The sequence below is a fragment of the uncultured Oceanicoccus sp. genome (genome assembly GCF_963968385.1).
Classification (GTDB): domain Bacteria; phylum Pseudomonadota; class Gammaproteobacteria; order Pseudomonadales; family Dasaniaceae; genus Oceanicoccus.
In genome coordinates this window covers 1-12,174 of the sequence record NZ_CAXAHB010000053.1, presented here as the reverse complement: position 1 = coordinate 12,174, position 12,174 = coordinate 1, and the positions used below count along the sequence as shown (strand labels likewise).

Genomic DNA, 12,174 nt, shown 5'->3' with positions numbered 1-12,174 from the left:
TCTAATGAAAGATATCCCTCCGGCTGTTGGTGATGGGTTTGGTAGCGAGTCAGAAATAGCTGAGTCAGAACCAGAACATAACACAGAAACCGTTGCCTCCACGCCAAGTGATGAGCAGGAAGTCATAGTCATTAATATCGTTGCAAAAGATGAGCCCTTTAAGGGGCCCGACCTGTTGCATATTTTACTGGCCTGCGATTTACGTTTTGGTGAGATGAATATCTTTCATCGACACGAACAATCCAACGGCAAAGGTCCGGTACAATTTAGTATGGCCAATAGCGTTGAGCCCGGCTTTTTTGACCTTGATACCATCGATGATTTTTCTACACCCGGTGTATGCTTTTTTATGAGCGTACCGGGACCACAAGAACCTATCCAGGCTTTTGAGTGCATGATAGAAACCGCCCAGTGTTTGGTGAGTCATCTCAATGGAGAAATGCTGGACGAGTCGCGCAGCGTTATGACCAGCCAAACGCTTGATCACTGCCGTCAGCGCCTGCATGATTTTGAGCGACTTCAACTAACTCGCGCCTAATGTCTTTACCTCCCCAGATTAGCCAGCAGCTCGATCAGCTGCGCGCCGTTATTAATCAACATAACTATCGCTATTATGCTCTGGATGATCCGTCGATTCCCGATGCGGAATACGATCGGTTGATGCGTGAGTTACAAGCAATTGAGGCGCAGTATCCGGAAGTTATTACCCCTGAGTCACCCACCCAGCGCGTAGGTGCGGAGCCATTGGAAGGCTTTAATCAGATCAAACATAAAGTGCCGATGTTATCGCTGGATAATGTTTTTAGCACCGAAGAGTTAATGGATTTTGATCGTCGTATCATTGATCGACTGGGTGGCGATACACCTTTTCGTTTAGTGTGTGAACCTAAATTAGATGGTGCTGCGGTTAGTCTGCTTTACCGGCATGGCAAGCTGGAGCGAGGCGCAACCCGCGGTGATGGCTCTGTGGGTGAGGATATTACCCATAATGTTAGAACCATAAAATCTATACCCTTGACCTTGATGGGGGAAAATCACCCTGAGGTGATCGAGGTGCGCGGCGAAATTTATATGCCGAAAAAGGGTTTTGAGGCGCTCAATAAGCGCGCCCGTGCCAATGATGAGAAAATCTTTGTTAATCCTCGCAACGCCGCTGCAGGCAGTTTGCGTATGCTGGATGCCCGTATCACTGCTGAACGTCCCTTAGAAATGTGTTGCTATAGCGTCGGCTTGGTGGAAGGTGGCAATCTACCTGATAACCACAGCGCTATTTTGCAGCAGTTACAACAATGGGGTTTTCGCATCAATAGCGAAATGCGAGTGGTTGATGATATTAATGGTTGTCTGCAATACCATGACTATTTATTAGCCAAGCGCAATAGTCTGGCCTACGATATCGATGGCATTGTTTATAAAGTCGATGATCTGGATTTACAGCAGCGATTAGGCTTTACCGCCAAAGGCCCGCGCTGGGCGATAGCGCATAAATTTCCTGCCGAAGAAGAAATCACCCGACTGTTAGGTGTCGACTTTCAAGTCGGAAGAACCGGAGTCATTACACCGGTTGCCCGTTTAGAGCCAGTGTTTGTTGGTGGCGTTACCGTCAGCAATGCCACCTTGCATAATCGTGATGAAATTGAACGACTTGGCGTCAAGATTAACGATACCGTTGTGGTGCGTCGTGCCGGTGATGTGATTCCGCAAGTAGCCAAAGTGGTATTGGAGCGTCGTGGTGATGATGTTATTGATATCCAGTTTCCTGAACGCTGCCCTATCTGTGACTCCGATGTTGAGCGAGTCAAAATTGTTAAGCACAGCAAAGCTGGACGGTCGGAAGAAGAGGGTGCTGGCTATCGTTGTGTTGGTCGTTTGGTCTGTCAGGCGCAATTAAATCAGGCGATTATTCATTATGCCTCTCGCAAAGCTTTGGATATCGATGGCCTTGGGGAAAAAATTGTTGAGCAATTGGTTGGCCAAGGTTTGGTCAAAAGCCCTGCCGATTTATATAAACTGAGGTTTGAGGACCTACACCAGCTGGAAGGTTTTGCCGAATTGTCAGCGAAGAATTTACTGGCTGCCATAGCTGAGCGAAAATCCGTACCACTGAATAAATTGATTTTTGCACTAGGTATCCCTGATGTGGGCGAAGAAACGGCAAAGGTATTGGCCGATGCCCTTGGCAGTATCGATAGAATCCGTTTGGCACTACCGGAGTTGTTGGTTCATTTGCCCGATATTGGGCGAGAAGTGGCTAACGAAATTACCGGTTTTTTTGCTGATTCACATAATGCAGCGGTTATCGATGACCTGATCAATGTTGGCGTGAGTGCCAATAATGCCAGTGATATAGGTGCTAAATATCAGGGTGCGATGACCATGGCTGAATCTGTTAGCCGTTTTAATATTCCCGGTGTTGGGCCGACGACGGCGGAGCATTTGGCGGGTCATTTTAACGAGCTCACCGATTTGATGGACGCTTCTGTTGAGACGTTGGCGACTGTTAATAAAGTTAGTGCCAAAGCTGCAAGAAGTCTTGCCGAGTTCTTTGATAATGATGATAATCGCAGCAAGGTCCATTTATTTGAGCAGCAATTACTGGATTTTGGTATGCATTGGCGATGTCAGCGTCAGGAAATTGCTGCACTGCCTTTGGAGGGTTTGATTTACGTGGTCACCGGCACTCTGGAAACTATGGGTCGCAGTGATGCCAAGACGAGGCTGCAAGCCCTAGGTGCCAAAGTGGCGGGTAGTGTGTCTAAAAAAACCGATTGTGTCGTAGCCGGCCCCGGTGCCGGTTCAAAATTAACCAAAGCACAGGAATTAGGGGTGGACGTGATTGATGAGGCAACACTGATGGCCCTATTTGAAAGCTATAATGTTTAAAATAATGATTTGAATGGACTAGATAGTCATCATGAAATTAATACCAAGCTACAGTCTGTTATTGCTTACCGTTGTTATGCTAACAACCGGCTGTACCGTTTCGCCGCCAAAAAATCAGCAAAATATCTGCGCAATCTTTCGTGAGAAGGATGGTTGGTATGATGATGCCGCCGATGCCCGTGATAATTGGAATTCACCCATTCCAGTGATGATGGCCATCATGCATCAGGAATCCCGCTTTAAACAGAAGGCAAAACCTCCCCGTACCAAGATCTTCGGGTTTATACCTGGCCCTAGGCCTTCAAGTTCTTATGGCTACTCACAAGCAAAAAAAGCGACCTGGGATTGGTATATGCGAAGTAGTGGTAATTACGGTTCGGACAGAGATGACTTTGCTGACGCTATCGACTTTATCGGCTGGTACAATCATACCAGTAGGAAAAAATCCAATATCCAGCCTAATGATACCTATCATCTCTATTTGGCCTATCACGAAGGCCATGGTGGCTTTAATCGTCGTACCTTTAAGAAAAAACCTTGGCTGATCAAAGTGGCAAAAAAAGTTTCAGCACGTTCAAATCGTTATGCTTCGCAGTTGGCTGGGTGTGAGGAGAGCTTGAAAAGCCCATGGTGGAAGTTCTGGTAAATTGATCATTTTCTCAATAAAATTTACTCAATAAAAAAAAGGCCCATAAGGGCCTTTTTTTTAAACCGTTCGCTTATGCTTCGGCTAGTTCTGGTTCTTCAGTTTTTTCTTTAGGTTTGAGTTTTTCAAGTTCCTTCTCAAGATTGGCAATGGTATTTTGATGCTGATGACTTTCTTGTTTGTATTCTTTATTACTCTTAGTTAAAAGATCATTAGCTTTACGTTGATCTTCCAATTTTTTCTTGGTTTCAACGAGATTCTTTTTTAATTTTTTGGCATCAAGTTGCTTTAGTTCTTTGATTTCCAGCTTTAGTGTACCTAATTCCTTCTGGGTTGCTTTGGCTTTGGCACGCAACGTGTCGAATTCTTTTTTAATATTCTCCGAGCGGTTGCTTAGTTCACGATTCTCCTGCTCGAGACGTTTAATATCTGTGCCGCCATTCTTTAATTCGTTAATTTCAGCAGCTTGCTGGGCAATTGTCGCCTGCAATTTGGCCTTGGCATTTATTTGCTCTTCCGTTTTATAGCGCTCGGCGGTGATTTTCTTTTCGTACTGGGACTTAAGGTCGCCCTCAAGTTTGATCAATGCTTCTAGTTGTTCGGCTGACGCCACAGTGAGTACCTCGATAATATCAACAGCTTTAAAATGGGTTTTGGGAAAGGGCTTCGGCCTCTTGGTTTATGGGTTAGGCCAGTTATAGCACTCTTTTACGGCGGCGGATTATACATAAAATAGAATCTAATGGCTAATGCTTGGCCATTAGAATTAGGGCCGTTACCGATATTATTGACCTACTGAGTAAATACTTTTAGCTGCGGTAAATTGATATTATGGGTGGCGGGAGGGTTTAAATGAGAATTCTGTTGCTATCAGCCTATGATACGCCGAGCCATCGACACTGGTGTGAAATATTGATGGAGCATTTTCAGCACTATGACTGGACAATGCTTAGCCTGCCTGCCCGATATTTCAGCTGGCGGGTGCGTGGTAATAGCCTGAGCTTTGCGTTTGGTAAGCCGGGTCTATTGCGGCAAGATTATGATCTGCTAATCGCCACTTCGATGGTGGATTTATCAGCTTTGCGTGGCTTTGTGCCCTCGTTAGCCAAAATTCCTACCGTGGTCTATTTTCATGAAAATCAGTTTGCTTATCCCGCCAGCCAACAGCAGCATAAATCGATAGAGCCGCAAATACTTAATATCTACACAGCATTAGCAGCTGATAAAGTGGCATTTAACAGTGAGTATAATCGACAGACCTTTTTATCTGGCGCTAGAGAATTGTTGCATAAAATGCCAGATCAGGTGCCCACAGGATTGTTAGAGCGCATAGACACCGCCAGCGAGGTATTATCGGTGCCGTTATCGCCGGTCAGTGTTGATTCATATCGAGATACCTCTAGCCCGTTGCAAGTGCTATGGAATCATCGCTGGGAGTATGACAAAGCCCCAGAGCGTTTATTCGCTGCCCTTAAGCTTGCCTTATCTTCAGGTGTCATATTGGAGCTACATATAGTCGGGCAGCAATTTCGGCAGACACCTCCTGTATTTGACCAGATGGAACGCTATCTTCGAGAGCATTACCCCGGCGTTATTCAGCATTGGGGCTTTATTGAAAATTCCTCAGATTATCAGCAGCTTCTGGCGGCGTGTGATGTGGTGCTTTCGACGGCCCTGCATGACTTTCAGGGGCTTGCGGTATTGGAGGCGGTAGCTGCTGGTTGCATACCTTTGCTGCCTAACCGGCTTTGCTATCGCGAGTGGTTTGCTGATAACTATTTATATACTTCCTTTGAAGATATTGATCGGGAGGCTGAGCAATTAGCGAGTAAATTGGGCGCGCTGGCTACCTGTAAAGCCATGAGAGAATGGCCCGAGCCACCTTGCGTTGACCGATTTTCAATAATCCGACTTTGCAAAGACTATTCACGGCTATTTGAACAAACTATTCATAGCCAGAATAACGGCTAAGCAGTATCATAAGCCGAATTTATTCAGCCCCTAGATAAACCCAAGACGATATTGCTATGACGAAAGAACGTGTATTAACTGGTATTACCACCACAGGGACGCCTCACTTGGGTAATTATGTCGGTGCGATTAAGCCGGCTATTGAAGCCAGCAAGCAAAGCGATATTGATTCCTTCTTTTTTCTGGCGGACTACCATGCTCTAATTAAATGTCATGATCCTGCTCAGGTTAGGCAGTCGACTAAAGAGATTGCAGCCACTTGGCTAGCGCTGGGTTTAGATACGGATAACAGTACCTTTTACCGTCAATCCGATGTGCCAGAAATTACTGAGCTCAGTTGGATTTTAACCTGCATGACAGCCAAAGGTTTAATGAACCGGGCTCATGCTTATAAAGCCGCTGTTCAAGCCAATGAAGATGAAGGCGAAGATCCAGATAACGCTGTCACCATGGGTTTATTTAGTTACCCAGTGTTAATGGCTGCGGATATTTTGATGTTTAATGGCAAAAAAATTCCTGTCGGCAAAGATCAAATTCAACATGTTGAAATGGCCAGAGATATTGCCCAGCGTTTTAATCACCACTTTGATCATTTGTTTGTGTTACCTGAAGCTGATATCGGTGACGATATTGCCGTATTAAGCGGTCTTGATGGTCGTAAAATGAGTAAGAGCTATAACAATACCATTCCGCTTTTTTTAACCGAAAAAAAATTACAAAAGCATATCAACAAAATTAAAACCAATTTGCTTGAGCCGGGTGAGCCCAAAGACACTGCAGATTCCACCGTATTTGAAATTTGGCAGGCTTTTGCCAATCAAGAGCAAACTCAATATATGCGTGACCAATTTGCTAACGGTATTGCCTGGGGGCAGGCGAAAAAGGAATTATTTGCCTTGATCAATAAAGAGCTAGCGCCTGCCCGTGAACGTTATGAAGAATTAATGGCCGATGGCGATTTTATTGAGCAGGAATTACAAAAGGGTGCTGAAAAAGCACGTGAATCGGCTTCGGTTCTCTTAAGCAAGGTGCGAGCTGCTGTAGGGATTGCGCGGATTCTAAAATAGAAATTTTACAGGCATAAAAAAACCGCCTCAGTGAGGCGGTTAGCTTTTGCTCGAGGGAGAGCAAAATAAGGGAGACGTTTTAAAAAACAACAAAGTCAATATAACACTGATCAGAAATATGGCTAGCAGTGTCTTTTAAAGTTGTGACTCAGGTCACAAATTAAAAGCGATTAGGGCATAGTAACCATGGTAAGCCTCTGATTATGAGATTTGCGATGCTTTTTTCTCAATAGAGATATTTTAGACATAAAAAAACCGCCTCAGTGAGGCGGTTAACTTTTACTCGAGGGAGAGCAAAATAAGGGAGACGTTTAAAAACAACAAAGTCAATATAACATCGATCAAAAATATCGCTAGCAGCGCCTTTCAAAGTTGTGACTCAGGTCACAACTTTGAAGGTGAATGAGGCAGGGTCAGCATGCTGAACCTCTTTGATGATAAAGTTTGCGATGCTATTTCTTTACATAGAGATTTCACAGGCATAAAAAAACCGCCTCAGTGAGGCGGTTATCTTTTACTCGAGGGAGAGCAAAAGTAGGGACACGTTTAAAACCAATAGAGTCAATATAACAGCGTTCTGTAATATCGCTATCAACGCCTTTCAATAGTGTGATACAGGTCACAAATAAATAGCGATTTTAGAATTGAATGGAGATATCTGCATAATAAGAGCGTGGTTTACCGATAAAATAGCGATCTCCCGTAAATGAGGAATAATCAGCACGATCAGCATACTTTTTATCAGTCAGGTTATTAATTCGTAAGCCAATACTAAGATTGCTACTGAGTTGCTGCCGCACTCGAAGATGATAAAGGTTATGTCCTTCATAGCTATGCAGATTGTCGATATCAGTATAGTACTTACCGATTGAGACCCACTCCAATTCAGCGCGGCTGTTTTCGCTGGGCTGCCAGCCCAGTTGTACCGTGCTTATTCTTCTTGGCGCCGTATCGATATCATTGCCGTTAAGGTTAATAGCCTCAGCTGAACCAAAAAGACTCACATCGCGGGTATATTGATGGCGAGAAAAGCTGCCCGATGCGCTTAAATCCCAGTGATCTGCCAGCGACCAAGACAGATCATATTCCACCCCCTTATGCTCAGTTTTGCCATTATCCAGATTCAGGCGTTCGGAGGACTGAAAGATCACATTGGATTTTTTGCTATAAAAACCGATGAGGCTATATTCCAGGCTTTGGTAACGGCCTCGCAGGCCCCATTCAATACTATTGATGGCTTCTGAATCTAAATCCGCCTGCATTTGGCCGTTCTGTAAACGGTACATTTCGGTCGCTTGAGGTGCTCTAAAGCCATGAGCAAAACGAAGATAACTGTTTATCTGCTCGCTAAATTGATGGTTTAAACTAGCGTTAAGGGAAATGTTGCCAAAGCTGTCTTTGCTGTCTTCAGGTCGGGTATAACGGCAATTATCGCAAGTTGATCCATCTTCAAGGGTATTGCCAGCGATCATCTGATTGTCATAATCGTATTCTAAAAACTCATAACGACCACCAAACGAGAGTGTGGTGCTAGGCTGAATACGGTAATCAGCGCTAATAAAGGCTGCCAGCATTAATGCTTCGACTTCATAGTCATACTGCCTGCCAGCAGGGAAGGGGGGCGAACCACCTTGCTGTGACTGTTTAAGATAGCTGTCGGTCATTTCGGCATCAAACCCCTGCCGCAGTGTTAAGCCATAGGAGGCTTGATGTTCATAACTGGTTTGAACCCCGATACTTTTTTGGCCATTGTCTTCCAATGGTTTCTTGGGTAAAAAGTGCATAAGAAATTGCATCTCGGTGTAGCGAGCATAAGGCGTAATAACAAGAGAACCACCATCTCGCAAGGCTTTTGTTATAGTGCTTTGTAATCTTATTGAATGGCTATCGCGATAGGCTTCAGGGTCAGGATTCTCGCGCTGGCGTTCACTGTCTTTATAAGCGTTCTTACCATTAACATAGCCTGCAGTCTCTTGATTAAGATTGCTGACACTCAGCAGGGTATTGATATCGAGTCCAGCTCCATGATATTCATGCCGCAAACTCATTTTTTGTTGATCAAAACCGGCATCATCTTTGTAGCCGCCATCATGGGTGCTGTTAACATTAAGCCGATAGCCGTGTTGTGCTGCATTATCAGACTGACTAAATTTCATTCGGTAATAATCGTTAGCGCCGGTTTCGATAGTTAATAGCTGGTGATCGGCCATAGCTGGCTGACTAATGACATTAATCACGCCATGAAGTGCATCTGAGCCATGCATAATCGTACCTGGGCCGCGCAGTACTTCAATGTGGTGAGCTTGCTCGGTATTGAGATCAAATAGCTGATTTACGTTGCAGAACCCAGTTGCACGGACCGGCACACCATCTTCAGCTACCATAAATGCACCGCAGCTACCCGCTCCGGTTAATACTGGAGAGCGGATTGCAGTTAGATGCTCCTGTCCATTGCCTCGACTAATCCAAACTCCAGGTACACGCGCTAGTGCTTCAGTGATATGGGTTGCAGAAATCTGTTCTAACTCTGTCTTAGAAATCGAAGACAGGCTTGCAGCAATATTGCTCAAGGTTTGTTCGGTTCGGGTGGCCGTTACTACCACGGTTTCTATGGTGTCTTTGGCTTGAGCTTGAAGGGGTAGGAAGATACTTAATATTAAGATAAGCAGTAAAGATAGTTTTGACATAAATAGTTAGTATTTGTTGAGTTAAGAGAAATTTACGATCTATATTATAATCATTCAGAATAAAAAGTTAAATCTGCTAAAATTTTCTGAGCTATTTTATCGGTGTGTCACAAGCTCTACTATATTGTTCTCACTGCCAGAGGAGGATGTTTTAGGATCACAACTGATTATAGTTCTCTTACAAGCTAAAATTGAGTCAGCGGTGATGAATACATCGTTGCTAAAGTGTTTCTTGGTTAGGCGGGTTTACTTGCAGACTATTTTGGCTGATTTGATTTGCTTTTCGCTACATTTGTCTTGACGCCCCTTGCCTACGCACCATTTTTTTCGGTTATTCCATGCGCTGATATCAGCTGATCTGCCGTCTGAACATTTAACTTGATAGTGCACATATATAATATCGTTTTCGGTAACAACATCTTCAATATATTTGATGCTAGTAGGTTTGGCCGCAGAAATAGCGTTACTTAGCATCAGTAGTACAGTAATTAGAATAAAATTCTTTAAAGAATTTATTTTCATGTATGACTGTTCCCTATAGAACAAAAGTATAAATATGCCACGATTAATGATTATTGGATGACTCGCATTTAAAAACAAGCGTTTTTGACTAATTTTCAACAGATCTGATTATTATAAGTATAATTTTCACGAGATTTTGATCCTTTTTTTGAAGAGCAATGCCACATAGCCCATAGGTTATATGACAATACCCATATGTTTTATCATGGTATTTATAGAGTGTTGAATACACTTAATACAGAAGGCTTTTATAGTGATTTGGTTTTGGATAGCACCATATGTTATAAGTAAAAATTGTTGTCTGATTGTGTTATGAGTTTATTTAAAAACATGTTGCATTGTTGGTGCTTATCATAAAGAATGCTCACCAGTAAGCTAGCAAACCGAATAATAAAAATTCTCTCTAATCAGGTGAAGATAACGGACTAAAAAACTATGTTGATTTTAACTCGTAGAATTGGTGAAAACCTTATTATTGGAGATGAGGTTACTATTTCGGTATTGGGTGTTAAGGGAAATCAAGTGAGAATTGGAATTGATGCGCCAAAAGAAATTCAGGTGCATCGAGAAGAAATTTACAAACGCATACAACTTGAAAAAGATGGGGCTGATTTCAAAGAGGTGAACGGAAACGTTCAATAGGCTATCTTATCCTTATAACTTTAAAATCATCTTATTTTTTATAGTCTTCTAGATACATTTTCCGGCAAGATCAATTTGATTCTTTTGGCTAACTTGAAAGGTAATCAGGTGGCCTTAAACCAAGTAATCTCTAGTGATTATTGAGTTCGGTAACAATTGTAATGAGCGCTGATATACCAGAGAGTAGTTAAAAAATGTTTACTGGCAAGTAAACTCATAGTGAAGATAAAAATCTCCCTCTATCGGTACTGACCATTCCTTTTCTTTTGTCCAGCCCTGTGGACAGTATTTAATCATTTGTTTGTACAAGCTATTTATGGCTGTATCGGGCGTATCAGAGGTGTTTTGGCTTTCGCCAAAGGCATAGCGTTGACGAATTTCGTAACGCTGACCTGCTATTGAAAGATTAGTTTCAGCAACCTTTTGGGTAGGAACGTCAGAAGGAGGTATGGCAACCGTTTTCTGTTTTAATGTGCTAGCTTCTTCAGGTTGATAGGTTTTAATTGTTTGTCGCCTTTTTTTGCCGCCAAGAATCTTTCCGGTTTCGGTATTATAAATCTTTATTGAATCATCTTTGGGCTTATGAAAGGCTTCAAAATTCAGTGAGTCCGCATCATCAACATCAAAGGCGTCACCGGCTAGCGTTGTGGCACATAACAAGCAGCTAATTAATAAGCAGAGATATTGATGGCAATGATTCATACATACTCCATAAAGTTTATTTTAAATAAATTGTTTTAAGCCGATAAAAAAACGGAGAACACAGGTGTTCTCCGTTTTTTGAGTGGGTAGGATTTAAAACTTATGTTCAATCCCTACTAGACCCATTGCGGTGTATTCATAGTCTTCGTTTATTCCAATAGAAGCATCACTATCTACAGTCAGTTCAGAATAGTATGAATAGAGTTTGGTGCGTTTACTAAGTTTATAGTCAACACCTATGGAGATTGCAGAATTATCCAATTCACCGTTACTACCTTCAGTGGTAGCTTCAGCAATTTGTGCTTTAAGTAGCCACTTATCAACGGCATAAGCTGCACTGATAACGAAGCTGTCCTGCTCATCAACGTTGGTGAGAGTGCTAGTGCTAAGTGCATCTTTTATTGCGCCTTTACCCTCGATGCTGCCACCGTCTGCAACTTCCGACTCCTGCATCAGGACACCCAGTTTCAAATTTCCCAACTTGTAGGAACCACTTAGGCGAAGAGTATCAAGACCATTTACGTTGTCATCCATTGCCAATGCGGCATGAAAGTTATCGGCTTTATAGGTTAATGCAGCAGAAATATGATCGGCAAATCCATCATTATCTCCGCTATTGGTGCCACCTTCTTCACCGGGCATAATAGCGATAGTTGCAGCAAGATTACCCACCTTAGGTGTTTTATAAATGACAATGTTGTCCCCACGGTGCTCACCAACAATACTATAAGCGATATCACCGTAGTGGTAGTCATTAAACACATCAACGGGTTTGGATGACATTTTTAATGGTGTATCGTGCTGGCCAATAATAATAGTGCCCAAGCCACCCTGTAGTCCAACATATGAATTACGTCCTTTGAATTCATTATCATCAGTGCCATCAGGGTATATCTGATATTCAAGCTTATAAATCACTTTTAAATTTTCGCTCAGCTCTTCACTTCCTTTAAAACCGATACGTGAAGCCGCTGTTTTTAATTCCCAGTTATCATTATTGATAGTGCCAGCCTGATCTTGTTCATCTTGAACATAGCTCAGGTTGATTTTACCG

Annotated in this window: 11 protein-coding genes; 6 read left to right on the top strand and 5 right to left on the bottom strand. The window is 42.9% G+C overall.

Annotation, left to right across the window (positions count from 1 at the left end; all coding sequences use genetic code 11):
- The 3 genes from zipA to AACP44_RS06750 all read left to right on the top strand — a co-directional run.
- The coding region (gene zipA / locus AACP44_RS06760) for a cell division protein ZipA (RefSeq protein WP_339339716.1) at positions 1-538 on the top strand (538 nt) is incomplete at its 5' end.
- The gene (gene ligA / locus AACP44_RS06755) at positions 538-2,883 is read left to right on the top strand and encodes an NAD-dependent DNA ligase LigA (protein ID WP_339339715.1); all 2,346 of its coding nucleotides are present in this window, start codon (positions 538-540) and stop codon (positions 2,881-2,883) included. The genes zipA and ligA, both read left to right, overlap by 1 nt.
- Positions 2,884-2,914: 31 nt before the next feature.
- On the top strand, positions 2,915-3,529 hold the full coding sequence (locus AACP44_RS06750) for a transglycosylase SLT domain-containing protein (protein WP_339339714.1): 615 nt from the start codon (positions 2,915-2,917) through the stop codon (positions 3,527-3,529).
- Between the two features lie 73 nt (positions 3,530-3,602).
- Here AACP44_RS06750 and AACP44_RS06745 read toward each other — a convergent pair whose 3' ends face one another.
- The gene (locus tag AACP44_RS06745; protein ID WP_339339713.1) at positions 3,603-4,142 is read right to left on the bottom strand and encodes a hypothetical protein; all 540 of its coding nucleotides are present in this window, start codon (positions 4,140-4,142) and stop codon (positions 3,603-3,605) included.
- 239 nt (positions 4,143-4,381) lie between these two features.
- On the opposite strand from AACP44_RS06745, the gene AACP44_RS06740 reads away from it, so the two are divergent.
- Both AACP44_RS06740 and AACP44_RS06735 read left to right on the top strand, forming a co-directional pair.
- Positions 4,382-5,500 (top strand): DUF3524 domain-containing protein, encoded by a 1,119-nt coding sequence (locus AACP44_RS06740; RefSeq protein ID WP_339339712.1) that lies wholly within the window; start codon positions 4,382-4,384, stop codon positions 5,498-5,500.
- A gap of 56 nt (positions 5,501-5,556) precedes the next feature.
- Complete coding sequence (locus AACP44_RS06735; RefSeq protein WP_339339711.1) at positions 5,557-6,567, top strand: tryptophan--tRNA ligase; 1,011 nt, start codon at positions 5,557-5,559, stop codon at positions 6,565-6,567.
- 638 nt (positions 6,568-7,205) lie between these two features.
- On the opposite strand, the gene AACP44_RS06730 is transcribed toward AACP44_RS06735, so the two are convergent.
- Together AACP44_RS06730 and AACP44_RS06725 are read right to left on the bottom strand one after the other, a co-directional pair.
- Positions 7,206-9,254: a TonB-dependent receptor gene (locus tag AACP44_RS06730; protein WP_339339710.1), complete on the bottom strand. Its 2,049-nt coding sequence runs from the start codon at positions 9,252-9,254 to the stop codon at positions 7,206-7,208.
- A gap of 246 nt (positions 9,255-9,500) precedes the next feature.
- The gene (locus AACP44_RS06725; RefSeq protein ID WP_339339709.1) at positions 9,501-9,776 is read right to left on the bottom strand and encodes a hypothetical protein; all 276 of its coding nucleotides are present in this window, start codon (positions 9,774-9,776) and stop codon (positions 9,501-9,503) included.
- Positions 9,777-10,211: 435 nt separating this feature from the next.
- Here AACP44_RS06725 and csrA point away from each other — a divergent pair, with 435 nt between their 5' ends.
- Entirely contained in the window at positions 10,212-10,418 is a 207-nt protein-coding gene (gene csrA, locus AACP44_RS06720) for a carbon storage regulator CsrA (protein WP_339339708.1), read from the top strand.
- 198 nt (positions 10,419-10,616) lie between these two features.
- Here csrA and AACP44_RS06715 read toward each other — a convergent pair whose 3' ends face one another.
- Both AACP44_RS06715 and AACP44_RS06710 read right to left on the bottom strand, forming a co-directional pair.
- Positions 10,617-11,120, bottom strand: a complete 504-nt coding sequence (locus tag AACP44_RS06715) for a hypothetical protein (protein ID WP_339339707.1) — start codon at positions 11,118-11,120, stop codon at positions 10,617-10,619.
- 93 nt (positions 11,121-11,213) lie between these two features.
- Positions 11,214-12,174 (bottom strand): porin (locus AACP44_RS06710; RefSeq protein ID WP_339339706.1); only part of this gene is annotated, 961 nt, incomplete at its 5' end.